Here is a 22,834-nt window from a genome sequence, read left to right as displayed (position 1 = left end):
AGCTAGCGGGAGGGGTATTCATTGAGAACGGATGAGCAATTGCGAGTTCATGCACTAACCGAGATCGAGAACCTCAAGATTCACGGCAGGACGACGGGACGGCGGTCACCGCTGACGCTGTTCTGGACAGGAAGCGCAATGGAGCTGAATGCTAAGGGCACGGAGCTGTGGGTTGAAGTCGAGGCACACTACAGCAGCTATGAGCCATGGATCAGCATTGTCATCAACGGGGCGGCAGTAAGCAGGCAGATGGTGACCGACGGTCGTCGCTGGATTTGTGTTTTCCGCGGGATGAATGGGGACACGGTCAAAAACGTTCGGATCATCAAGGACATGCAGGCAATGAGCGGAGATCCGCAATGTTCACTCCAGGTTCATGCGGTGAGGTTCGATGGGGAGTTTCTCCCTGTGGAGGACAAGCCCTGCAAGGTCGAATTCATCGGGGACAGCATTACGTCCGGCGAGGGCGCGATCGGCGCGCAGCAAGAAGCGGACTGGATTCCGATGTGGTTCAGCGCGCTCGACAACTACACGGCGATGACAGCGGATGCGCTGAATGCCGATTACCGCGTCGTCTCGCAGAGCGGATGGGGCGTACTGACGAGCTGGGACAACAATCCGTACAACAACATTCCCGCCTACTACGAGCAGGTGTGCGGCCTGCTTAAGGGTGCAGATAATGAGGCGCTTGGCGCGCATGAACCCTATGATTGTGAAGCGTGGAGGCCGGATGTCGTAGTCGTGAATCTGGGAACGAACGACGGTGGAGCCTTTCATTCGCCGGAATGGCGGAATCCGTCGACCGGGAAGACGCACAAACAGCGGTTGAACGAGTACGGCAGCTATAACGAGGAGGACCTTACGGCGTTCGAAGCGGCGGCCGAGCAATTTCTGGTGAAGCTGAGACGAAACAATCGGGACGCGCATATCGTGTGGGCTTACGGCATGCTGGGCACGCCGATGCTTCCGGCGATCAGCCGCGCAGTTGACGCTTATTCGAAGCAATCAGGCGACCGTAAGGTGACGATCTGCGAGCTTCCGAATATGACGGAAGCTACGGTCGGTGCAAGAAGCCATCCAGGCAAGCTTGGGCACCAGCAGGCGGCAGAGGCGTTAGCGGGGCATATTCAGCGGCTGCTATCCCGTACATAGGACGGCGGGCAGGCAGCACATTTTGCGGATGAGGATAATCTACGATACTTCATGTGAATACGGGGGCGCAGTCGATGATTCAACGGTTCATGTATCGAGCAGCATGGCAGCAAGGGCGGAAGGAAGAAGGGATCAAGGCGCTGGCGGACAGCGGGCAGGCGTTAGAACTTGTGCGGCAGGGACGCCTTATGACGGCGGCAGCCTTCCACTGGCAGGATAATCTGTTCCTGTACTATGAAAGCATCGATCAAGAGGTATCTCCGGAAGAGATGGCGGGCGCAGCAGAGCCGTACTTATGCGATTGGCCGGGAAGATCTGAGCCGTGCAAGTGGATTCGAATGGTCGATGTGTTCCACTTCAACGAACCCGCGGACACGGAGCATTGGCTGCGCAAGTCGCCGGTTGAGCGGCGCGGGGGTCGTGTGGCGCATTTGAAGCCAGAGATGGCGAGCAGCTATATTTATTACCATTATCAATTGCAGGAAGAGCGTGCGTTCTTCGGCCCCAAATACGAGATCATCGGCATGCACGAAAATTTGCTGTTCGGGTATCAGGAGTTTCCGAATGTGGTGGAGGAGCCAACCGTACAAGGACGCTTGAATACGAAGGGAACACCGGAGAATTGGAGCGACTCGCGGATGGATCTGCATTTTCAGCCGTGGGAGGATGGGCATCTGTACTTCAAGCCGATTGAGCAGATCTTCGCGTACTATATGGGGGACTGCCAGAAGGATAACGAATAGATGGATCGCATGAACGACAAAACAGCCGTATCTCGGGTAACCGATGATCCGGCTGTTTTTGTGTTTCACGTCTGTTTCAAGTCCTCACATAAAAACCAGGCGTACTGAATTTCAGCACCTGTATGAGCTGTTGACTCATGAAGTCCGGCGACTCCTTGAAGTCCTCGTCGATCCACGTCAGGATGAGGCCGATAATGCCGTGAATGCGGTACGTGCTGAAATATTTGAGGTCGAGCGGCTTGTCCGATTCGCTGACGACGAGGTCGAATTCCTGTCGGTACAGCTGATCGAGATGCTTCGTCAGCTTCTCGCGAAAGTTGTAATTGATATGTGGACCAAGCATGAGCTTGTAGAAGGTACGGTATGCTAAGAAATGATTGAACAGGACGACCGCGTTAGACGGCATTTGGTCGAACCGAACGGCCTTCTGGCCGGCGTATGGCATACGGAATGCAGTCGTCATCGCCTCGAACGCTTCGGTGATGATTTCATCAAGCAATCGTTCCAACTGATCATAGTGGGCATAAAAGGTCGCGCGCGTACAATCCGCCCGCTGAACCAGCTCCGTGATCGTAATGTGGTGAAAAGGTTTCTCTTCGATGAGGGCCAGCAGCGATGTCTTCAGCCATTCCTTCGTCTTCCTCACTCGGCGATCAGGGTATTGGACAGTCATAGGCGCAGCTCCCTTCTGTAAACATTTACAATACATTTGGATTGCGAATGTAAAGTAACATACATTGCTTGTATTATTGCACATTGAATCGAAATTAACAAAGTTCGTATACTTGAATTGTAACAAAGACGTCACACATTTCATTAAACTTACATTAATTGTAAATAAATATTGAAAGGAAGTTATGCAAAATGACATTTCCAGTATTGCAAGACAAAGTAGCCATCATTACAGGTGCAGCAATGGGCATGGGGGAAGCAACGGCGAAGCTGTTCGCTGAGGCTGGCGCCAAAGTTGTTGTTGCCGACTTCAACGCTGAGAAAGGAAGCCAAGTCGTTGCGGAGATCAATGCAGCAGGTGGTACGGCTTCGTTCGTTAAAGTAGATATCTCCAAATCCGAAGAAGTTCAAGCGCTCATCGCAGAAACGGTGAAGCTGTATGGACGTCTCGATGTTGCGGTTAACAACGCAGCTATTACGCCAGACCAAGCGCTTGCATCGGAGTTCGACGAAGCGTACTGGGATCGCCTCATGTCCATCGACTTGAAAGGTACGGCACTGTGTCTCAAATACGAGCTGCAGCAAATGATCAAGCAAGGCCAAGGCGGCTCGATCATTAACATCTCCTCGGTCAGCGGCTTCCGTCCGCAGCCATTCAACATCGCTTATGTAGCGGCGAAACACGGTGTTGTTGGTATGACGAAGGTAGCGGCGTTCGAGAACGGGGATAAAAACATTCGCGTCAACTCCGTAGCACCAGGTGCGATCGACACGCCGATGCTGCGCGGTGCGCTGGAGGAAGCAGGCCTCGACGAGAAAGAATATGCGCCACAGCTCAGCCTGCTGAACCGTTTCGGTCAGCCGAGAGAGGTTGCGCAAGCCAGCCTCTGGCTCGCTTCCGATCTATCCTCTTATGTGACAGGAACGACGATTCACGTAGACGCAGGCTATACAAGCCGCTAATTCATCATGCGCGAGTAGGCGCAGCATAGAACGGAAGGAAGGTACTCGGCGACGGGTACCTTTTTCTCATGTTCGATCTCATAGGTTGTTCTTGTACGGTTGCCTTTGTTACGATAGGAGATAAGACCATAACGTTCAGAAGGCAGGACTATTGATAATGACAGTAAATAACGGCAGCCAACGCTATCGTTTCACCGAAGCACCTTTCTGGGAGCTGCAGCGGCAGTATTACGAACAGCTGGGATTAAAGGCGTGGAACAATGATCAGGTTCCGCAGTATATAACATGCAATCCGATGATCGCAAACGCATATGCCGAGATGATCATGGGGATCATGCAGGATCGAGCGAGCCAGGGACATATCGAGGAGACCGTCTATATCGTCGAGCTGGGGGCTGGAGCGGGAAGGCTCGCCTACCATGTGATCCATGAGCTGTGCGAGCTCTTGGACTATGCGGGCAAGGAGCTGCCTCCTTTCCGCTATGTCATGACCGATCTGGCGATGAGCAACGTGACGGCATGGCAGCAGCATCCGAAGCTGCAGCATTATGCAGCGGAAGGACTGCTTGATTTTGCACGATTTGATGCGGTCAATGATACAGAGCTGAACCTGTTCGTATCCGGCTTGACGATTCGGCCGGGCGATCTGCAGCAGCCTGTCGTCGTTGTTGCCAACTACGTCTTCGACAGCATCCCGCAGGAGCTGCTCTATATCGGGGACGGACGTGTTTATGAAGCGGACGTATACGTCGAGTATACGGAGAAAGCCGCGCGCGATACGGTTAACGGGAAGCTGAAACCTGCGGACGAGCTCAATCAGATCTCGCTGCGATATGAGCATCGACGGGAGCCCGCTTACGAGCGGGAGGATTACCTCTACCGCGATTTGATTTCCCTCTATCAAGAGGAGCTGGAGGATTCGCATTTTCTGTTCCCGGTTGCCGGCTTGACCTGCTTGGAACGGATGAATGGGTTGTCCCAGTCGGGCTTCGTCCTGCTTACAGCGGACAAGGGCGACCATTTGCTCGATAATTGGAAATTCGCTGAGCCGCCGATTCTGACGCTGCACGGCAGCTTCTCGCTTATGGCGAACTATCATGCTTTCGTGCATGTATTCGAGCAGCGAGGGGCGCTTGCTCTGTTCCCGGAGCAGCATTATCGCAATATAAACGTCGGCTGCATCATCCATGTAGATAACGCTAAGCGATATTATCAGACGAAGCTCGCTTATCGCCGATTCATCGAGCGGTACGGTCCGGATGAGTTTTTCAGCCTGAAGGAATTGGTCGATCAGCATTTGGATACGATGAGCCTTCACCATTTCATGAGCTTCTGGCGTCTGGGCGGCTACGATGCGGAATTCTTCATCCAGAGCTCGAAGCGGATCTCAAGTCTGCTGCCGGATGCGAACGACGAAGAGATCGAGGACCTTCACCGAGGAATCGAGCGGATGTGGTCGGCTTACTACGTCATGGCGCAGCGGTATAACCTCGCGATGGATGCTGGTTTGATATTGTTCGAGATGGACAAGTACGAGGATGCGAAGCGTTATCTGCAGATCGCGGTGGAGGAGGAGAATGGCGATGTTGTATCGACAGTCTTCTACTGCCTCGCCGTCTGCAGCTTCGAGCTGGAGCAAGAGGACGATGGCGTTCATTATTTGAAGGAACTGCTGAAGCTGGAGCCGGATCACGAGGAAGCGGCAGCATTGCTGGAAGGGCTAGAACAGGGTTAAGGATTTAGGATCAATGTTATACAGGAAGCACCTTCTGCTGATCGCTGCAGGAGGTGCTTTTTTATTGTTTTATCGTTTACAGATTCTTACTTATCCGTTATAGTGTTGCTTAATATATAGCTAGATACGTTGTCAAATGCGACGAAGAGGACAAGTACATTCGGTCATTACCCGCCAGAGAGCTGCCGGTTGGTGCAAGGCAGCGGGACGCCGGATGGAAGCATCGCCTCTGAGCAGGCCCCCGAACCTTTAGTAGGCGGGCACGGATTTCCACCGTTACAGGGAAGCATCGTTGTTGGACGATGGCGAGGTGGACGTATAACGTCAATCAGGGTGGTAACGCGGAGCAGCTCCGTCCCTTAGGGGATGGGGCTTTTTTGTCGTAGTTGTCCTAATATCAAGAGAAGAGAAGAGAAGGGAAGTTTGTTCGATGACCATGATGCAGACAAAGCGGTTAACGCTGCGCTTATTAGCGCCACAGGATGCTGAACCGATGGAACATTTGGTGTCAGATAAGGAGGTGGCAGATACGACGCTTGGTATTCCGCATCCTTATCCGGCGGGTTCCTCCGCTGGTTTCATTCAAGGAAGGATGGAAGCGGCAGACCGGGGTGAAGGCTATTCCTTCGCTGTGATACGCACGGAGGATGGAAGTTTCCTTGGTGTTGTAGGACTTCACCTGCAGCAGAGGCACAACGCAGCCGAGATGGGTTATTGGACTGGCCGTCCATACTGGGGCAATGGTTATTGCACAGAGGCGGCGGCACGTATCCTGCAATTCGCCTTCGAGGAGCTTGGGCTTAACCGGGTGTATGCAGCGGCGATGACACGCAATCCGGGCTCGTACAAAGTCATGGAGAAGCTCGGCATGAAGCATGAAGGCGTGCTGCGCAGTCATATTCGTAAGGGAGATACGTACGAGGATTTGGTCTACTATGGCATGCTCCGTAGTGAATTCGGAGCGTAAGGTGAGGTGGTGCCGATGCTGCATATTCGACTATTGGAATCATCGGATGCCGCACAATATCAAGCGCTGCGGCTTCGCGGGTTAATGACGAACCCCGAAGCATTCGGCTCGACCTACGAGCGTGAAGTTGATTTTACTTTGGCGTTCGTGGAGGAACGATTGAAGCCAGTAGAAGGCAAGTTTACGCTAGGCGCGTTCGATGCAGAGGGCCAACTGGTCGGCATTGTGACTTTCGTGCGGGAGAGCAGCGCGAAGATTTCACATAAGGGCAATGTCTACGGGATGTACACAGCGCCGGAGGTACGCGGTCAAGGTGCAGGCCGTGCTTTGCTGCTTGCACTTATTGACCGAGCACGAGGCTGCAGCGGACTGGAGCAGATCAACCTAGCGGTCATCACGGACAACGCACCTGCCCGCAGGCTCTATCAATCGCTTGGCTTCATCACTTATGGCACGGAGCAGCGTGCGCTGAAATACGAGGAGCAGTATTGGGACGAGGATTATATGGTGTTCAGGCTCTAATCGTCGAGGCCACAGCGGGTTAACAGAACACGGGCAGGTACCAGGCCATAAGCGTAGTTAAACCGCTCTTAAATGCTTGCATGTGAGGTCGGGGTACTATTAAGCGTGGTTAAACCGTACTTAAAACAATACATACCCCAATAGTTGAATGCTGGCAGAAGATTAATAGCGGTTATACTACTCTTAAATGCCTATAAGTAAGCGCTAGAGACAATTAAGTGTGATTTCACCACTCTTAATCGACATCGAGGGGAATTGACCAATGAATTAATGGTTTTACCGCCGCGCAGCGCCTCCCGCCACACGCGTCGTGCTCGGTCACAAGTCGCCAATAGACTTGCAACTAAAAACAGTCGCGCAAAGATTGCTCTTTGCACGACTGTTTCTTCTTTGTTGAACCCAAGCCATCCGCATAGTCGGACGGCTGCCTTAATCGCGTTCGCATTCAATCAAGCAGCTGCTGCGGGATATACGTACGACAGATCTCATCAAGAATTTGATCCGGCGAATGCCCGCGAACATCTCGCTGGAACAAGTACCCGTCGCTGGCGAGCGGCCACAGCAGCATATCCGCTCGGAAAGTGCTGTGCCCACCAGATAGCTCTGGCAGGTCCATCTCGTCGAACAGACGAACAACAAGCTGATGCAGCTCGTCATAGACAGGGCTGGCGGATCGCGGCCTCGATCGCGGACTTGTTGTACCGTCCTCTACTCCTGCGAGAAGCTGCGCTTTCCGCTCTCTGAAGCGGATAAACAGCTGAAGCATTCCCCTCAATCGCACAGCAGGTGGCTTGCTCTTATTGCTATCCAGATAAGTCTCCAGATCATCGAATAGTAGATCAAGATTATCCTTCATCAGATCGAGGCACAGCTCGCTCTTATTCCTATAACGGCGATAGAGTGTACCGGGGCCAATCTTCGCTTCCATCGCAATTTGGTTCATGCTGACCTGCTCGACACCATGCTGCTCGAACAGCCGCAGAGCGGCCTCGATAATTCGCTGCCGGTTCATTGCTGCATCACGCCGTTCGGGGCGGGTTACGCTACCCGTATCCTCATTCATGTTAGAATCACTTCCTTGCTCATAGCTTCTTCTATTATTCCATTATTCCACGGCTCTAACGCCCTGTCCAATAGACACTGTTCGTCACCTTGACAAGCGGAGACCTCTCCACTTATTATCAAGTGGAGAGGTCTCCGCTTAATATTTGCATAGGGAAGAGGAGTGGGCAAAGAATGAGTCAACAAGCATTATTAGTGATGGATTTGCAAAATTCAATCGTACCAAGATACGCAGCTAGTGCAGAGGTTATTGCACCGTTCCAGGGAGCAATCGAAGCGGCGCGAACGCATCATATTCCTGTCATTTATGTACGTGTAGGGTTTATGGAAGGCTATCCTGAAGTACATCCACGGAACAAAATGTTCGGTCGTCTCGCACAGTCAGGCATCTCGGCTGGAGACGAAGCTATCCAGATCCATGAGTCGGTGAAGCCTCAGCCGGGCGAGCCCGTCATCACGAAAGTACGCGTCAGCACCTTCGCTGGCAGCTCGCTCGAACAGATTCTTCGTGCCAAAAGCATCGACACCCTCATTTTATCTGGCATATCAACGAGCGGCGTAGTGCTGTCGACTTTACGAGAAGCTGCTGATAAAGATTTTGCCATCACCGTGCTGTCCGATGCTTGTCTCGATATAGATCCAGAGGTTCATCACGTCTTGATGGACAAAGTATTCCCACGCCAGGCGGATGTCATGACGGTTGAACAATGGGCCGGTTCTTTAGCCTAAAGGCGATGCCGATCTGGAAACGCAATCTGATCGTCTGCATCTGAGCGTGGATAATACAGATTCAAGATTCGGTCGCTCGAAAGCTGCAGGTTCGTCATTCATCGAATAGGAAAGGCCCTCTTCCACATATGCATGAGACGATGGTTTCTCTCGGCTCGCTTGCCAAGTCCATCGATCATGTGTAAGAAGGGGGTCTTATTCATGTCCGGAAATTCGTCTCAACCAGGGCGAGGCGTCCAGCGCAATTTGCAGGAGCAGTCACCGATGTTCGCATTCGCCGAGTACGAGGCTAATCGGGAGCAGGGCTTCCTTTACACGGCGCGGGCGGATGGCATGCGGGGCGGCTTCGCAACGGATCGGTTCGTGCTCATGATTGATAAGGTAAACGGATGTGAAGGAAGAAGCAGATCGCGCCAAATGAGCGGAGTTCGGCTGGATTACCGTTTTGCAGGGGCGGCACGGTCGGTTATGCCTGAGCTGCTTGACGAGCTGCCGAGTACGAGGCATCGCTTACTCGAGACGGAAGCGGGCATCGTGACGGAGTCGGTACCGCTTCATCAACGGGTTATCTATCGCAATCTATGGCCGCAGATTGACGTCGTGTATTACGGATCTGAAGGCGGCTTGAAATACGATGTCATGGTCCATCCGGGCGGTAACCTAGGGGACATTCAATTCGATATAAGCGGGATCGAGATGCTCAGCGTGGATCGTGGTGGAAGCCTCATTCTCGCTACGTCGATGGGAAGCTTAATCGAAGAGCCGCCGGTGTGCCATCAATTGTTCGGCGGGCTGGAGGTTCCGGTCCAGTGCCGCTTTCGCCAGCTTGGGCCTAATCGATATGGCTTCGAGGCCGTGGGAGATTACGATCATAATGAAACGCTCGTTATTGACCCGATGCTGAAATTGATCTAGGCATCAACCAGCCCGGCGAGGTCGATACGATCCGATTCCGTCTGCGGGTCTGGGCGATGTTGCTGTGCATACCGATATTCGTTTGGAGGAAGAAGAGGAATAACGATACTCGTTGTCCAAAATAATGAGAAGGCACAGTGCCGCGCACTGTGCCTTTATTCGCAGCAAGTCATGGAAAGGAGTGGCGTAAGAGATGCAAATTCAGTTGGATCAGCAAGGCAATTCGACCGTTGCAATTATTAGAAGTGATGAGGTTGTCATCAAGGAGGTTCAGGACGCACTGGATCTGATGGCAACGGTAAGATATGAGGCGGATTGCGACAAGCTGCTGCTTCATAAGTCTGGTCTTGCAGAAGATTTCTTCGAGCTGAAGACGAAGCTGGCGGGCGAGATTTTGCAGAAGTATGTGAACTATGGGTTCAAGTTAGCCATCGTCGGCGACTTCAGCGTGTATGACAGCAAGAGCTTAAGGGACTTCATATATGAGTGCAATCATGGCAAGCAGTTCTTCTTCATGAGCAGCGAGCAGGAGGCGCTCGAAGCCCTGCACGCGATTCGATAACGTATAGGGGTCACCAAACGGAAGATAGGCGAATATCCTGCTCTAGCTAAGCCTTATGCCAAGGAGGATATGAACGGTGATCCCTTACTACCCGTATTACGGTTATGAGACGCGCTGTACCCAGCAGCCGATTACATTCCCGCCGCAGCATCAGAATGTGCAGCCTGGGCTGGAATACATCATGAACCCGATTCCGATCTCGGATAATCCGCAGTACAAGGGAAGCGGCAAGCTAGCCGGGAAGGTCGCGATCATAACAGGAGGAGACAGCGGCATTGGCCGCGCGGTCGCAATTGGCTTTGCCAAAGAAGGCGCATGCATTGCGATCGTCTATCTGTATGAACGTCAGGATGCGGAAGCGACGAAGCAGATGGTGGAGAAGTACGGCGGCCGCTGCCTGCTCATTGAAGGCGACCTGCGTCAGCCGGCTTTTTCAGCAGAGGTCGTTAGAAGAACGCTGGAGGCTTACGGAAGATTGGACGTGCTCGTCCTGAATCAAGGCGTGCAGTTCCCGCAGCCGAGCATTATGGACATTACGAATGAGCAGATGGAGAATACGTACCGGACGAACATCTTTCCGATGTTTTATATGACGAAGGCGGCACTCCCACACCTGAAGCCTGGCAGCGCTATCGTATCGACGGCATCTGTAACGGCATATGCGGGCGCTCCGCTGCTGGTCGACTACTCGTCCACCAAAGGCGCAATCGTATCGTTCACACGCTCCTTGTCGCTGCAATTAGTGAGCAAAGGCATTCGGGTTAATGCGGTGGCGCCAGGTCCGATCTGGACGCCGCTTATTGTCTCCAGCTATTCCGCCGAGTACGTGAAGACGTTCGGACTAGAGACGCCGATGAAGCGGGCCGGCCAGCCGTTCGAGCTTGCGCCGACTTATATCTATCTCGCATCGGATGATTCTTCATACGTTACGGGCCAGGTACTGCACGTTAACGGCGGCATTATGACGGAGACGTAATTGCTGCTGCAGCCGCGAGAACTTGATATACAGAGAAGACCATCCTTCACGGGATGGTCTTCTTATCGTGGTTGCGGTTATTTATGGTTCAAAATCGTATTCTCCTTGTCTGTCGTGCTGCTGCCGCATGCTGCAGCAACTAACATCATGACCGTCAAACTAATCGTCAATGCTGCTTTCTTACGCTTCCTTCTTGTAAACAACCCAATCACCTCATACTTGTATTGGAAGGCCGGTCCGTCGGCCTCTCTAATTGATAACAATTATCATTATCAATAATAGGGGGATGATCATGGGCTGTCAATCCTATTTTGGGATAATAGCTCAACGAAAAAATCCCCTCGTATGTTAGCGGTACCAACAAATAGAGGGGATTTAGGGTCTTACACGATTACATTATTCACTGATCAGAATGCCGTCGAAGTTCTCAGGGCCAACACGGATCGTGCCGAGCAGGTCGGACGATACGAATGCCGTGTAGACAAGCAGTCCATCATCAGGGATCGGCGGGTTGTAATCATTAGCGGAGAACGTAAGGATCTGTGCTGAAAGAATACTGAGCTCGAATGTCGAATTCATCGAGAAAACCAATGGATCCGTAGCTTCCGTACCGCGTACAACCGAGATTGTGATGCCAAGAAGATCAAGTGGCAATTGCAGTGCAATCGTGCCTTTCAGCTGAACGCGAGGCGTGTCGCCTACACCAGCTGTGTTGAGTCCAATCTGGCCAAACAGTTGAGGAGTATTGACGACAAGAATAGGGATCGATATGGAGTTGCCATAGCTTGCGTTCTGGGATGTTCTTCCATCGATTAATCTTCCCATATGCGCATCCTCCTCTCTTCTAAGACTACTATAGCTTATGCAAGAGTTATAGAAAGGTGCGGACAAGTTGCCCATTCTTGATGCAACAATGGCGCAAATGGGGATCCATAAATAACCAATTTGGAATAAAACAAAAAGTTGTGGGTACGATAAATGGCGATATCTCCACCTGTGCTGCATAAATCACATTTTGTATGCGGTTCGTATACCGGTGATCTTGATCGGTGCTTATATAATCGATGCCGGAAGGAAAGGAGGTGCGAGATGATTCCGTTTCTTCTAGTGGTTCTGTTTGCCGTGACGCTCTTCTTTTACTACCGGAAGCAGAAGCGGCTGAAGCGGGAGATCGCTGTCTTCGCGGTCCTGTCACTAGCCAGCGTTGCGCAGCTATATACGCTGCTGACGGACAAGCCATTTCGAATTACGGCTGTCATTGCAGCCGTGGTACGAGAGGCAACCTCGCTTGTCCAATGAATGTGCAGCATGCACAAAGAAGCACCCGTGTTCAAACCACGGGTGCTTCTTTGCACGTTAGGAGCTTATACGTTCCAATGTGATTAATAAGCCGTCCATCCTGCGTCTGCAGCAATGACCGTACCGTTGACGAAGCTCGATTCGCTCGACGCGAGGAACAATGCGACCTTCGCGATTTCCTCTGGCTCGCCTGTGCGTGGGTTGATACCAAGACCCGCCATCGCACGCTCAGCGCCAAATGGATTCGGAGCCGTCATCGATGCCCCGATATTCGTAGCAACGCCGCCTGGCGCGATTGCGTTACAACGGATGCCCTGCTTCGCATATTGGAAGCCGACGTTCTTCGTGAAGCCGACAACCGCATGCTTCGATGCCGTATATGCTGCGCCGGCGCGGGAGCCGTGCAGGCCGCCTGCCGATGCGATGTTGACGATGACGCCTGCTTGCTTCTCAAGGAACAATGGCAGAACCTTGCGCGTCGTGCGCATCGGGCCTGTCGTGTTTACCGCGAATACGCGCTCCCACAGATCGTCCGTCAGGTCGCCGGCAGGCACGAAGTTGTCCATGATCCCTGCGTTATTCACCAATATATCAACCGTGCCGAACTTCTCGACTGTCGCGTCGATCAGCTGCTGCACGTCTTCTTCCTTCGCTACGTTCGCTGCCACTGCAAGGGCAGTTCCGCCTTTGGCTTCAATACCGTCTACAACGGCCTGCGCAGCCTCTACACGCAAGTCGGAAACAACGACCTTCGCTCCTTCAGCCGCATACAGCTCGGCGATTGCTTTGCCCATACCCGATGCAGCGCCCGTTACTACAGCTACTTGTCCAGAAAGTCTCATTCGGATGACCTCCAAAGGTTTAAGTTAGTTTATATACAGATGTTCAATAACCATACATCTGTGTAATTCGAGTATAATGAATGTGGAACTGGACAAACAATCAGTAAAAAAGGTCCGTTTGTCAGTTATCGATCGTTTTGACCCTGTTTGTTGAATAACGAAGGGTGGATTTTTATGACCGGGATGGGTAAAAAAGTGGATCGGCGTGTTCTGCGCAGTAAGGAAGCACTCAAACAGGCGCTTCTTAACCTAATGGAGCAGAAGGACTTTGATGCGATCTCGATCACCGAGATCGTCGAGCGAGCTAACTATAATCGCGGCACGTTCTACACGCATTATGAGAACAAGGAAGCGCTGCTTGGCGACATTATGGAGGACTTGATTCAAGATCTGCTGCGATCGTTCCGCGCGCCGTACGAGAATCAGGACGTATTCCGAATCGACGAGCTGACGGCGAATTCGGTTCAAATTTTCGAGCATATTTATACCAATGAGGCCGTATACACCATTCTACTTAAAAGTAAGGTTATTCTTGGCCTGAAGGAGCGAATGTTCCAAGCGATCAAGCAGATCGCAATGGAGGAGCTTGTCTACGAGCGGGAGGACAGTGATATTAATCCCGAATTGTCCGCGGTTTATGCGATCAATGCGCTGTTGGGCCTCATTTTTCACTGGATTGAGGGCGGGTTTAAGTACCCGCCGTCCTACATGCAGGAGCAGCTCATATTAATCATTAATTGGCATCCGCGAGAGGCGAAGACGAACCGAAAGAGGTAATATTTTAATAACGGATGTACTTATTGCCAAAGTGAGAAACTATTCAGATTCCACTAATAGGTTAAAAATCCATGGTATACTCTCCCTGCAACTCGAGACAAACATCAGGAGGTATATCATCGTGACACTCAATTGGATGAAAAAGACGGTCATCGCGACGACCTGCTGCTTCGCTCTTCTGTCTGGCGCTTCCGTTATAGATGGCATCAATGTCGGACAAGCCCATGCAGCTGCCGCGACGACAGCATCGGCGAAGGCTGACAGCATTATCGCTTATGCGAAGTCGCTGCAAGGCAAAGTAACGTACAAGTTCGGGACGAACAACACGAGTAAGCTTATATTCGACTGCTCCTCCTTCACGAAGTACGTATTCGGCAAATATGGCGTCAGTCTCAAATGGGGCACGAGCAGCCAACGGCTTCAAGGTACATATGTAGCAAAGAGCAATTTGAAAAAGGGCGATTTGATCTTCTTCAATAATGGCAAGACATCGACGATTAACCATGTTGGCATCTATATCGGCAATGGCCAATTCATTCATAACACGATTGGCACGAACATGAACGGCGTCTATATTCGCAACTTAAGCGACTATTCAAGCCGTTATGCCACAGCAAGACGCGTCTTGTAATTTCAGGTAAGCAGATGGAGCCTCCGAACCACTATAGTAGTGGGATCGGAGGCTTTTATTTTGTCGGATGAATGTGGCCCTCTTATACCATTCTCGGAAATCGCACCAAGCGTTGATACCGATTTGATATAATGAATCTTGCAGCTTAACCGATATGAATGAATGAGCTTACTCATTTCTATTCCTACAAACATTGAGGGTGCCATTATGAAAAATATGAACTTTCAAGTGAATCTGCAAGGCGTTATCGATCTGCTGTCCAACCATCTCTACTCCGAGCCGGGTGTATTTATCCGCGAGCTGCTGCAGAACGGAGTAGATGCGGTTACCGCGCGCAAACGGCTGGGGCACACGTTCGACGAGGCAGTTAAAGTTGAAATTTATTCTTCGCACAACATTTCTTTCACAGATAACGGCTGTGGGCTGACGGAGGACGAGATCGATCAGTTTCTCGCTCGGATTGGCGGTTCTACGAAGCGGGACGATCAAGATTCGGCGGATGATTTCATCGGCCAGTTTGGTGTTGGTTTGCTGTCCTGCTTCGTTGTCAGCGAAGAGATTGTGCTTATTACGCGTTCTGCACTCGAAGACGATGCACTGGAATGGCGGGGTAAGCCGGATGGCACCTACTCGATCAAGAAGCTGAAGCGGCAGGTGCCGATCGGGACGACCGTCTACCTGAAGGCGAAGCCGGAGTTCGAGGAATATTTTGAGTATTATCGCGTGAGCGAGCTGCTGGAGAAATACGGGCAGTATTTGCCGACAACCATTATGCTCGTCGAAGATAAATTCGAACGAACGATCAATGAGTCGAAGCCGCCATGGCTGCTGGATAAGCCGGAGGCGATGGCGTATGTCGAAGGTATCACGTACAACAAGCCGCTCGATATCATCCCGCTAACCTCGCTCATTGGAGGCGTGAACGGCATCGCGCATATTTTGCCGTATGCAGTCAGCCTGCAGGACGAGAAGAAGCATCGCGTCTATCTCAAAAACATGCTGCTCTCGGATCGAATGAACAACATTCTTCCGCCGTGGGCGTTCTTCGTCAACGGCATCATTAATACGAACAGTCTACGTCCTACCGCATCGCGCGAGGCATTCCAAGAGAATGATCTGTTCTTCGCCGTCCGCGATGAGCTGGGCGAATGCATTAAACGCTATCTGATCGAGTTGGCTGATCGTGATCCCGATCTGTTCCGGCGCATCGTGCTCATTCATTATGCCTCGATCAAGACGATGGCCGTTGAGGATGACGAGCTGTATGCGCTGTTCGTTCGGCATTTGCGCTTTGAGACATCTTATGGCGAGCTGACGATGGCTGAGATTTTGCGCGACCACAAGGAGCTGCTCGTAACGCCAACGCTGGATGAATACCGGCAGGTTGCCCGTGTGGCGCGTGCGCAGGAGCTGATGGTGATTAACGGCGGTTACGTCCATGATTTAGACTTGGTGCGCAAAGTAACAGAGCTGGACGAGGACATAAAGGTCGACATTCTGAATACGCTGGAGTTCGCGAATCAATTCGAGGAGCTCGATCTGGAGGACAAGCTGACGGCACAGCCGTTCATTGATCAGAGCAATGCGCTGCTCGAGGACTTCCAATGCCGCGCACTCGTTCGCTGGTTCGAACCAGCCGATATTCCGGTATTGTATAACACGAATCAGGACGTCAACTTCTTCAGGCTGGCGGAGGAGAGCGAGCAGCAGGCGAATGCGCTCTTTGCTGATGTCGTGCGCGTCATTAAGGATGACCTGTACGATGTGCCGTACGCGAAGCTGTGCTTCAATTACAACAACCCGATGGTGCGTAAAGCGATGGAGGCGCGTGATCCTCACCTACGTAAGGCGAGCATCGAACTGTTCTATACGCAGGCACTGCTGCTCGGCAACCATCCGATGGGACCGGCGGAACTGAGGATGATGAATGACTCGCTGCTGCAGTTCATGAATCGAGGGCTTGATGGAGCCGAGGTTAACCGATGAAGAACCGATATGACGAGCTGAGACGCAGCAGCTGGAGCATGCCGGAAGGGAAGCAGAAGCTGGCCGTATTGGAGGAAATGATTCGAATCGCCGATCAGTATATGACCGAAGAGGATGCTTATCATGCACGCATCAGTTACTTTACGGCAGCATCGGAGGCGGGTGCGCAGGAGCGAATGATTACCGCATTCGCGTGGTGTCTATCCAAGTACGATCAATCGCCTTCTATGTATTCCCGCCACGAGTTGATGTGGTATTACAAGTGGGTCATTGGCATGATCTGGCGCTTCCCCGTATTCAGCTTGATGCAGATAGAGGCTGTATTCGAAGATTTCAAACAGCGATGCATCGAGTATGGGTATTCGCTTCGCCCCTATTACCATAAGAGAAGCGGATTTCTGCTTTCGAGAGGACTAACGCAGGAGGCGGCGGAGTGCTATAAGCAATGGCGCGGAGCGTCACGCGATGGACTAGCGGATTGCCGGGCATGCGAGCAGAACGCATTCGGCCACTACCTGTTCGCGGCGAACCAGCTGAAGAAAGGGATGCAAGCCGTGCGGCCCATTCTGGACGGCAAAATGAGCTGTCACTCGATCCCGCAGGCAACCTACAGCGAGGTCATGGTGCCGCTCTTGAAGCTGAAGCAATACGAAGAGGCTATCGCTGTCGGGAAGAAGGCCTTCCGTGTTATTAAGGGGCCGCAGTTTATCGAGGAGCAAGGCGTGTTCCTGGAGTTCTTCACCGTGACCGATCTGCCGAAGGCGGTCAAAATCTATAACGAGACGATTCGTTATGGATTGGAGAGCAAGTCCAGCTGGGAACGACTCAACTATTTGCTGTCGGTGCGCTTCTTCCTCCGGGAATGGCATAAGAAGAAACGCAGGAAGAAGCTTGTCGAGGACGGCCGGGTTACGCTTGCTTGGCTGGATCAAGAGATAGCTGCAGCGGCAGATGCCTTCGATCGCCGTAACGGCAATGATTATATGCAGACTTATATGGCGGATAAAGAAAAGCATATGAACCGGATGATTGATGCGTTTCAGCTGCAAGCCGAATGACGCAACAACTGTTTTATCCATGCTCATGCGGCTTGATATTCGCATTGGTTAGACGATTGCTGTAATTATGCGCATAAACGGATAAAAGCCTCCGAACTACTATCATTGTGGGATCGGGGGTTATTTTTATTCGATTTAGGTGTATGTTTATGGGTTTTTACATTATTATCGGAAATCGACCCTAGTCCTGGTATCTGTTTGCTATAATGATGCAACGGAATCTTGTAGTTCCTCTAAATTGGGTAATACCCATCCCCGAGCAGTCTCCCATCCCTGAACAGCACCGATCCCGAAGTGATGGAATAAGTCTTGTCGAAGGCATCCTATATGCTGCTCTCCGGCCGGATGAGCAGCATCCTCCTGTTGTGGGCATTCGTTCTCAAAGCTTCATTGAACGCGAATATCCTGTATCCGACTGCTTGAGTGAAGTATTCCAAGATAAGACTCGGTTATCGCAACGATAAAGTTAGCTAGGTGGCTGCATAATGAAGGAGTTTAACCTATTAAACCGAATACAATATTTCAACATGAATAATCGGCTCGATAGCACGGCTATCTGGGGGGCAGCATGATAAATAACAAGAAATATTACGTACACCTAGGTTTCATGCTTTTAGCAGGATGCGCAATTTGGCTGGCTTTCTGGCGTAAGGAATCGTTCTCCGGCGTCGTTGTCAGCAACCTTCTTCAGCTGTCCGCATCCTTCTATACGATGATGATGATGTTTCGGGCCTATCGACTGTCAGGCAAGCAGTCGAAGCTATGGCTGTTCTTCGGCCTTGGCATGATTGATCATACGATTGCACATATAGGCTGGATATCACGCGTGTTGCTTACAGGAAGCGAGCCGATTTATTTCGGTTTCCCCGGATATCTGTGGCTGCTATACTATGGATTTATTATTATAGGCATCTATTACCAGTATCGAGATCGGCTTCGCGGAGCGAAGTTGGCACGCGGCTTCATTGTCGAGATCGCGCTGCTTGTCGTGGTTGCGAGCACGCTGTATTGGAAGCTTCAGCTTGAGTCCTTGTTCTGGCAGGATAATAACATAAACGGCGACGTTATCGGTTATATTCTTGTTAACTCCTCAGCGAATGCGGTCGTTATTTTTTTGCTGCTTTATCTCACTTTATCGGGCAGTTCGGGATACTCTTCGCGCGCCAACCGGCTGCTGCTATTCGGATTCATACTTCGGCTCGCCGGCAATACGATGTTTATTTACTTGCTGCCCGGTACTAATTCGTGGATATCGGACGCTTGCTGGATGCTTGGTATCTTGATGACGGGCTTCGCCGCATTGCCGGAGCTGGATCCCCGCCGTCCCGCTTGTGGAGATACGGCTCAAAAAGGCTCCTTCGCCTGGTTTATTCGTAGGTATGGACTCATTCTTATCGCCAATGCGGCACTTATCGTCATGATTTGCTATAACGGAGAGTTTACGATATTCAGCGTAGGCGCGATCCTTACGATCGTGCTGCTCGTCGTAAGACTAACCATAGGTATCCATGAGCTGGATTCAGCCGGTGTGACGCTGCTGCAGACGGATATCAATTATCGGAACTTCGTCGAAAGCTCCTTATTCGGCGTATTTATTGAGCAGGATGGCAGGCTCGTCTATGTAAATCAGCAGGTTGAGAGCATATTTGGCGTAAAGCCGGGACAGATGCTCGGCAGGCCGCTGGCCGAATACATACCTGAGCCAGATCAGGCAAGGCTGAGGGTGCATTTTCAGTCGATATCGGATGTGAGACATACGACTCGTCTCAGTGTAACTGGGCTTGGATCCAATCAATCAGAGCTTTATCTGGAGATGCAGGCATCAGGTGCATTCTATGAAGGACGGCCGGCTATATCGGGTACACTGCTCGATGTAACGGAGAGTAAATTGTCCGAGCAGCGGATGATTCAATCAGAGAAGCTGTCGGTCGTTGGCCAGCTAGCGGCAGGCGTGGCGCACGAGATTCGCAACCCATTGACAGCGCTGAAAGGCTTCACGCAGCTGCTGCATCGGTCGGCAGAGGGGAAGCAGCGTTACTACGAGATGATGTTAACTGAACTGGAGCGGATCAATTATATCGTCGGCGAATTTATGGTGCTTTCGAGACCTGGACAGCTGAGTCAGCTTGTTTCCTATCGGATCGGACGCATGTTGGAAGATATCGTGCCCATTATGGATTCGCAGGCCATTCTGACGAATGTCATCATTCAGATCGATGAACGGCCGGATGTGCCGAATGTGTTATGTGACGTGAATCAGATTAAGCAGGTGCTCGTCAATCTGATGAAGAATGCCATCGAAGCGATGCCAGAGGGCGGGACGCTGCGCATCCAGATTCGGACGGATGAGGCAGGGGACGTATTAATTGAAATTGTGGACCAAGGGGTCGGCATTCCACAGCATGTCATCGATCGTCTAGGCGAGCCGTTCTATACGACGAAACAGTCGGGTACGGGCCTTGGATTAACGGTTTGTTTCAAAATCATCCAAGCTCACGGCGGCGTTCTATCGCTTAGCAGTGAGGCGGGTGAAGGAACGGTTGCTGCCATTCGCCTTCCTGCAGAAGGGAAGACAATCGACCAAAAGAAGTAAGAGCAGCAGGCATCGCGCCTGCTGCTCTTTTTTGTACGAATCTCAGCGCCTATGATTCGGGCATTCGGGACATAATGACGAAGTGACAGCACTTCCTCGCCAGCGGATGCCTAGAGCGCCTCAACTGCTTGGCTGTCTTATGATCGACAACGGAAACCTCCATTCTCGGACTCTCTACTCAATACTTACAGCGCAACAAAATGTTTCCATACACGCAATAGAGCGAAGAGGAAGAAAGTCATATCTAGTGGCGACCTATAGGTTTGCAGTCACAATTGTGCAGCGAAGCGGTTTCCAAATTGCTGCCCTGCTATTGGTAGTTTTATAATAAAATTTGTGATAACATGTAGGAATATAAGTAGAACGTGAACGTGGAAAGCCGAAAGCCCCCATTCCGTTCGGGCCGATTATAGCTAATGCTGTAATTGGGTATGATTGAAAGGTTGACACCTGTAATTATTTTTAAGGAGGATTTACAATGGCATTGGTTTCGATGAAAGAAATGCTTATCAAGGCTCTGGCGGAAGGTTATGCAGTTGGTCAATTCAACATCAATAACCTCGAGTGGACGCAAGCAATCCTGGCGGCGGCTCAAGAAGAGAAATCGCCAGTTATTCTGGGCGTATCCGAAGGCGCAGCTCGTTACATGGGCGGCTTCAAGGTTGTTACGGCAATCGTTAAATCCCTGATCGAAGAAGGTAACATCACAGTTCCTGTGGCAATCCACCTCGACCATGGTTCGAGCGTTGACAAATGTAAAGCGGCAATCGACGCAGGCTTCACGTCCGTTATGATCGACGCTTCGCATGATCCGATCGAAGAGAACATTCGCATCACTTCGGAAGTTGTTGAATACGCTCATGCACGCGGCGTTTCGGTAGAAGCTGAAGTTGGTACGGTTGGCGGCCAAGAAGACGACGTAGTAGCTGAAGGCGTTATCTACGCTGATATCAATGAGTGCAAAGAGATCGTTGCACGCACGGGCATCGACTGCCTCGCACCAGCACTTGGTTCCGTTCATGGTCCTTACAAAGGCGAGCCTAAACTGGGCTTTGCTGAAATGGAAGAGATCTGCAAAACGATCAGCCTGCCACTCGTATTGCACGGCGGCACGGGTATCCCTACGGAGCACATCCAAAAAGCGATTGCTCGCGGTACGGCTAAAATCAACGTTAACACGGAAAACCAAATCGCGTTCACGAAAGTTGCTCGTGAAATCCTCACGAACGACGCTGAAGTTTACGATCCACGTAAATTCCTGGCACCAGGCCGTGAAGCGATTAAAACGACGGTTATCGGTAAAATCCGTGAGTTCGGTTCGTCGAACAAAGCGTAATCCATCTATAATGGACAAGGGTTGGATTGCTGCATCTGCAGCGGTCCAATCCTTTTTTTGCGTTTAGGCGGACAGATATGATAGTGTGGTTGTAGACTGTGGTTAACGATGAGGAGTGAACGAACGTGATTACGATCACGATGCCGGCAATGGACGTATCGATCGAGAAGCAGAAGAACCCGCAAATGAGCAACATATACGGGTTTACCGACTTCCATCTCATTACGAGAGAAAAGGGCGGGATCTTCCTATTCTACAACGATAAACAGGAGCTGCTGTTTGTTGGGAAGGCGCGGAAGCTGCGGCCGAGAATCAAGAAGCATTTTGAAGATACGGTATCGCTAATGAAGAACCACCGTGAAGAGGTGGCTACAATCGAGGTCTACATCGTAGAGGATCCGGTTGAACGTGAGATCTATGAGACGTACATTGTGAATAAGTACCGGGCGAAGTACAACGTGGACAAGGTGTTGTATAAGTAACGTTAGCCTCGTTCAAGCACAACAAAGGCGCTGCAGCATATGCAGCGCCTTTGTCTATTGATTGTCGATTTCGCCATTGCCTGACGGCTCGCTAATTCAGGAGGGTTGGGGCTAGAAAGTCCCAAGCCGGTAAATTACGAAGAATACCGAAAGCGATGGTGATCGCGAGCATAACGCCCATCGTTACTTTGCTCATCCGGAAATGCTGGCCTCTAACGGCGAACCAATAGAGGATGTAGATCGGGACAAGGGTGAAGACGAGCGGATTGTACCGGAATGCTTGATAAAGCTGTAGATGTAATAGACTGGTGACAGCCCTCGTAATGCCGCAGCCCGGGCAATAAAGCCCGGTTGCTAGATGAAAGACGCAAGGAATGCCGATTCCCGTCAGCGGCAGCCAGACGAGTAAGTACGTTAGACCAGCACCAACGATCCAAGAGCCTCGAACCAACAAACGCCGCTGTGAGGGATGCGCTAGAACATTACGCCATTTTGTTAACATCCGATTGCGCAATCGCATATGCCACAATGCCGAGCCCGAAGAATGTAAGCACGAGGTACAAGATCGAATTGTCGGATGAGTGCATGCCGCGCTGGCGCTGTGCCTCCTCAACGTGCTTGCCAACCTGATAAGCCCATACATAGGACCAGATGCCGCAGGTGACAAGCGTAAGCAGGAAATGCTTGCCGCCCGTGAAGTTATTGTCTCCACTCAGCTTACCAACGTCATTGGTTAAGACGATGAACCAGTAGATTGCATAGATTCCGCAAGTTACCAGTGAAAGAATGATTGAGAGTGCAATGCTGCGTTGTGTTACATGAACCATGAGAC

At 51.3% G+C, this 22,834-nt stretch carries 25 protein-coding genes and 1 other annotated feature; of the genes, 18 read left to right on the top strand and 7 right to left on the bottom strand.

Features of this window, described 5'->3' with window-relative positions; all coding sequences use genetic code 11:
- The first annotated feature begins 21 nt into the window (after positions 1-21).
- Positions 22-1,152 (top strand): SGNH/GDSL hydrolase family protein, encoded by a 1,131-nt coding sequence (locus DFQ01_RS01810; RefSeq protein ID WP_110042160.1) that lies wholly within the window; start codon positions 22-24, stop codon positions 1,150-1,152.
- Positions 1,153-1,226: 74 nt separating this feature from the next.
- The gene (locus DFQ01_RS01805) at positions 1,227-1,895 is read left to right on the top strand and encodes a hypothetical protein (RefSeq protein WP_110042159.1); all 669 of its coding nucleotides are present in this window, start codon (positions 1,227-1,229) and stop codon (positions 1,893-1,895) included.
- A gap of 76 nt (positions 1,896-1,971) precedes the next feature.
- Here DFQ01_RS01805 and DFQ01_RS01800 read toward each other — a convergent pair whose 3' ends face one another.
- The gene (locus tag DFQ01_RS01800; RefSeq protein WP_110042158.1) at positions 1,972-2,568 is read right to left on the bottom strand and encodes a TetR/AcrR family transcriptional regulator; all 597 of its coding nucleotides are present in this window, start codon (positions 2,566-2,568) and stop codon (positions 1,972-1,974) included.
- Between the two features lie 191 nt (positions 2,569-2,759).
- Between DFQ01_RS01800 and DFQ01_RS01795 the strand changes: the two genes are divergently transcribed.
- The 4 genes from DFQ01_RS01795 to DFQ01_RS01780 all read left to right on the top strand — a co-directional run bounded on the left by DFQ01_RS01795 (position 2,760) and on the right by DFQ01_RS01780 (position 6,754).
- A complete protein-coding gene (locus DFQ01_RS01795) occupies positions 2,760-3,530 on the top strand; it encodes an SDR family NAD(P)-dependent oxidoreductase (RefSeq protein WP_110042157.1) in 771 nt (256 codons plus the stop codon).
- 157 nt (positions 3,531-3,687) lie between these two features.
- A complete protein-coding gene (locus tag DFQ01_RS01790) occupies positions 3,688-5,265 on the top strand; it encodes an SAM-dependent methyltransferase (RefSeq protein ID WP_110042156.1) in 1,578 nt (525 codons plus the stop codon).
- 132 nt (positions 5,266-5,397) lie between these two features.
- Positions 5,398-5,628 (top strand) — a binding site (T-box leader).
- Between the two features lie 67 nt (positions 5,629-5,695).
- Entirely contained in the window at positions 5,696-6,232 is a 537-nt protein-coding gene (locus DFQ01_RS01785) for a GNAT family N-acetyltransferase (protein WP_110042155.1), read from the top strand.
- 15 nt (positions 6,233-6,247) lie between these two features.
- A complete protein-coding gene (locus DFQ01_RS01780) occupies positions 6,248-6,754 on the top strand; it encodes a GNAT family N-acetyltransferase (protein WP_245946479.1) in 507 nt (168 codons plus the stop codon).
- 445 nt (positions 6,755-7,199) lie between these two features.
- On the opposite strand, the gene DFQ01_RS01775 is transcribed toward DFQ01_RS01780, so the two are convergent.
- Positions 7,200-7,817, bottom strand: coding sequence for a TetR/AcrR family transcriptional regulator (locus DFQ01_RS01775; RefSeq protein ID WP_110042154.1), 618 nt, complete (start codon positions 7,815-7,817; stop codon positions 7,200-7,202).
- A gap of 173 nt (positions 7,818-7,990) precedes the next feature.
- On the opposite strand from DFQ01_RS01775, the gene DFQ01_RS01770 reads away from it, so the two are divergent.
- The 4 genes from DFQ01_RS01770 (at position 7,991) to DFQ01_RS01755 (ending at position 10,998) form a co-directional block, all read left to right on the top strand.
- Positions 7,991-8,545, top strand: a complete 555-nt coding sequence (locus DFQ01_RS01770) for a cysteine hydrolase family protein (protein ID WP_110042153.1) — start codon at positions 7,991-7,993, stop codon at positions 8,543-8,545.
- Positions 8,546-8,746: 201 nt separating this feature from the next.
- The gene (locus tag DFQ01_RS01765) at positions 8,747-9,460 is read left to right on the top strand and encodes a DUF7948 domain-containing protein (protein ID WP_110042152.1); all 714 of its coding nucleotides are present in this window, start codon (positions 8,747-8,749) and stop codon (positions 9,458-9,460) included.
- Positions 9,461-9,653: 193 nt separating this feature from the next.
- Entirely contained in the window at positions 9,654-10,022 is a 369-nt protein-coding gene (locus DFQ01_RS01760) for a DUF4180 domain-containing protein (protein ID WP_110042151.1), read from the top strand.
- 76 nt (positions 10,023-10,098) lie between these two features.
- Positions 10,099-10,998 carry an SDR family oxidoreductase gene (locus tag DFQ01_RS01755; RefSeq protein ID WP_110042150.1) on the top strand — a complete coding sequence of 300 codons (900 nt, stop codon included), beginning with the start codon at positions 10,099-10,101 and terminating at the stop codon, positions 10,996-10,998.
- Between the two features lie 77 nt (positions 10,999-11,075).
- On the opposite strand, the gene DFQ01_RS31840 is transcribed toward DFQ01_RS01755, so the two are convergent.
- Both DFQ01_RS31840 and DFQ01_RS01750 read right to left on the bottom strand, forming a co-directional pair.
- Positions 11,076-11,201, bottom strand: a complete 126-nt coding sequence (locus DFQ01_RS31840) for a hypothetical protein (RefSeq protein ID WP_281271956.1) — start codon at positions 11,199-11,201, stop codon at positions 11,076-11,078.
- A gap of 193 nt (positions 11,202-11,394) precedes the next feature.
- Positions 11,395-11,823: a hypothetical protein gene (locus DFQ01_RS01750; RefSeq protein ID WP_110042149.1), complete on the bottom strand. Its 429-nt coding sequence runs from the start codon at positions 11,821-11,823 to the stop codon at positions 11,395-11,397.
- Positions 11,824-12,087: 264 nt separating this feature from the next.
- Here DFQ01_RS01750 and DFQ01_RS01745 point away from each other — a divergent pair, with 264 nt between their 5' ends.
- A complete protein-coding gene (locus tag DFQ01_RS01745; RefSeq protein WP_110042148.1) occupies positions 12,088-12,297 on the top strand; it encodes a hypothetical protein in 210 nt (69 codons plus the stop codon).
- 83 nt (positions 12,298-12,380) lie between these two features.
- Here DFQ01_RS01745 and DFQ01_RS01740 read toward each other — a convergent pair whose 3' ends face one another.
- A complete protein-coding gene (locus DFQ01_RS01740; RefSeq protein WP_110042147.1) occupies positions 12,381-13,139 on the bottom strand; it encodes an SDR family oxidoreductase in 759 nt (252 codons plus the stop codon).
- A 174-nt stretch (positions 13,140-13,313) separates the two neighbouring features.
- On the opposite strand from DFQ01_RS01740, the gene DFQ01_RS01735 reads away from it, so the two are divergent.
- The 7 genes from DFQ01_RS01735 (at position 13,314) to DFQ01_RS01705 (ending at position 22,002) form a co-directional block, all read left to right on the top strand.
- Entirely contained in the window at positions 13,314-13,916 is a 603-nt protein-coding gene (locus tag DFQ01_RS01735; RefSeq protein ID WP_110042146.1) for a TetR/AcrR family transcriptional regulator, read from the top strand.
- A 121-nt stretch (positions 13,917-14,037) separates the two neighbouring features.
- Entirely contained in the window at positions 14,038-14,547 is a 510-nt protein-coding gene (locus tag DFQ01_RS01730) for a C40 family peptidase (protein ID WP_245946478.1), read from the top strand.
- Positions 14,548-14,754: 207 nt separating this feature from the next.
- Entirely contained in the window at positions 14,755-16,533 is a 1,779-nt protein-coding gene (locus tag DFQ01_RS01725) for an HSP90 family protein (RefSeq protein ID WP_245946477.1), read from the top strand.
- The gene (locus DFQ01_RS01720) at positions 16,530-17,591 is read left to right on the top strand and encodes a hypothetical protein (RefSeq protein WP_110042145.1); all 1,062 of its coding nucleotides are present in this window, start codon (positions 16,530-16,532) and stop codon (positions 17,589-17,591) included. Before DFQ01_RS01725 ends, DFQ01_RS01720 begins: the two co-directional genes overlap by 4 nt.
- Positions 17,592-18,159: 568 nt before the next feature.
- Positions 18,160-20,184, top strand: coding sequence for an ATP-binding protein (locus tag DFQ01_RS01715; RefSeq protein WP_110042144.1), 2,025 nt, complete (start codon positions 18,160-18,162; stop codon positions 20,182-20,184).
- Between the two features lie 478 nt (positions 20,185-20,662).
- Complete coding sequence (gene fba, locus DFQ01_RS01710; RefSeq protein WP_110042143.1) at positions 20,663-21,520, top strand: class II fructose-1,6-bisphosphate aldolase; 858 nt, start codon at positions 20,663-20,665, stop codon at positions 21,518-21,520.
- A gap of 125 nt (positions 21,521-21,645) precedes the next feature.
- Positions 21,646-22,002, top strand: coding sequence for a nucleotide excision repair endonuclease (locus DFQ01_RS01705; RefSeq protein WP_174812892.1), 357 nt, complete (start codon positions 21,646-21,648; stop codon positions 22,000-22,002).
- Positions 22,003-22,093: 91 nt separating this feature from the next.
- Here the strand turns inward: DFQ01_RS01705 and DFQ01_RS01700 are convergent, their stop codons facing one another.
- Both DFQ01_RS01700 and DFQ01_RS01695 read right to left on the bottom strand, forming a co-directional pair.
- Positions 22,094-22,504 carry a DUF2752 domain-containing protein gene (locus DFQ01_RS01700; RefSeq protein ID WP_110042142.1) on the bottom strand — a complete coding sequence of 137 codons (411 nt, stop codon included), beginning with the start codon at positions 22,502-22,504 and terminating at the stop codon, positions 22,094-22,096.
- Positions 22,485-22,829 carry a DUF4234 domain-containing protein gene (locus DFQ01_RS01695; RefSeq protein WP_110042141.1) on the bottom strand — a complete coding sequence of 115 codons (345 nt, stop codon included), beginning with the start codon at positions 22,827-22,829 and terminating at the stop codon, positions 22,485-22,487. Before DFQ01_RS01695 ends, DFQ01_RS01700 begins: the two co-directional genes overlap by 20 nt.
- Positions 22,830-22,834 lie beyond the last annotated feature (5 nt).

Origin of the sequence: Paenibacillus cellulosilyticus, assembly GCF_003182255.1 — a bacterium.
GTDB classification, from domain to species: Bacteria; Bacillota; Bacilli; order Paenibacillales; family Paenibacillaceae; genus Paenibacillus_T; species Paenibacillus_T cellulosilyticus.
Note: the sequence above shows the minus strand (reverse complement) of the source record. Positions and strands in the feature narration are given on the sequence as shown.

Excerpts from the sequence above, each read along its gene's own strand:
- DFQ01_RS01805 (WP_110042159.1), top strand. The coding sequence starts at position 1,227 with ATGATTCAACGGTTCATGTATCGAGCAGCATGGCAGCAAGGGCGGAAG.
- DFQ01_RS01800 (WP_110042158.1), bottom strand. The coding sequence starts at position 2,568 with ATGACTGTCCAATACCCTGATCGCCGAGTGAGGAAGACGAAGGAATGG.
- DFQ01_RS01795 (WP_110042157.1), top strand. The coding sequence starts at position 2,760 with ATGACATTTCCAGTATTGCAAGACAAAGTAGCCATCATTACAGGTGCA.
- DFQ01_RS01790 (WP_110042156.1), top strand. The coding sequence starts at position 3,688 with ATGACAGTAAATAACGGCAGCCAACGCTATCGTTTCACCGAAGCACCT.
- DFQ01_RS01785 (WP_110042155.1), top strand. The coding sequence starts at position 5,696 with ATGACCATGATGCAGACAAAGCGGTTAACGCTGCGCTTATTAGCGCCA.
- DFQ01_RS01780 (WP_245946479.1), top strand. The coding sequence starts at position 6,248 with ATGCTGCATATTCGACTATTGGAATCATCGGATGCCGCACAATATCAA.
- DFQ01_RS01775 (WP_110042154.1), bottom strand. The coding sequence starts at position 7,817 with ATGAATGAGGATACGGGTAGCGTAACCCGCCCCGAACGGCGTGATGCA.
- DFQ01_RS01770 (WP_110042153.1), top strand. The coding sequence starts at position 7,991 with ATGAGTCAACAAGCATTATTAGTGATGGATTTGCAAAATTCAATCGTA.
- DFQ01_RS01765 (WP_110042152.1), top strand. The coding sequence starts at position 8,747 with ATGTCCGGAAATTCGTCTCAACCAGGGCGAGGCGTCCAGCGCAATTTG.
- DFQ01_RS01760 (WP_110042151.1), top strand. The coding sequence starts at position 9,654 with ATGCAAATTCAGTTGGATCAGCAAGGCAATTCGACCGTTGCAATTATT.
- DFQ01_RS01750 (WP_110042149.1), bottom strand. The coding sequence starts at position 11,823 with ATGGGAAGATTAATCGATGGAAGAACATCCCAGAACGCAAGCTATGGC.
- DFQ01_RS01745 (WP_110042148.1), top strand. The coding sequence starts at position 12,088 with ATGATTCCGTTTCTTCTAGTGGTTCTGTTTGCCGTGACGCTCTTCTTT.
- DFQ01_RS01740 (WP_110042147.1), bottom strand. The coding sequence starts at position 13,139 with ATGAGACTTTCTGGACAAGTAGCTGTAGTAACGGGCGCTGCATCGGGT.
- DFQ01_RS01735 (WP_110042146.1), top strand. The coding sequence starts at position 13,314 with ATGACCGGGATGGGTAAAAAAGTGGATCGGCGTGTTCTGCGCAGTAAG.
- DFQ01_RS01725 (WP_245946477.1), top strand. The coding sequence starts at position 14,755 with ATGAAAAATATGAACTTTCAAGTGAATCTGCAAGGCGTTATCGATCTG.
- DFQ01_RS01720 (WP_110042145.1), top strand. The coding sequence starts at position 16,530 with ATGAAGAACCGATATGACGAGCTGAGACGCAGCAGCTGGAGCATGCCG.
- DFQ01_RS01715 (WP_110042144.1), top strand. The coding sequence starts at position 18,160 with ATGATAAATAACAAGAAATATTACGTACACCTAGGTTTCATGCTTTTA.
- fba (WP_110042143.1), top strand. The coding sequence starts at position 20,663 with ATGGCATTGGTTTCGATGAAAGAAATGCTTATCAAGGCTCTGGCGGAA.
- DFQ01_RS01700 (WP_110042142.1), bottom strand. The coding sequence starts at position 22,504 with ATGTTAACAAAATGGCGTAATGTTCTAGCGCATCCCTCACAGCGGCGT.
- DFQ01_RS01695 (WP_110042141.1), bottom strand. The coding sequence starts at position 22,829 with ATGGTTCATGTAACACAACGCAGCATTGCACTCTCAATCATTCTTTCA.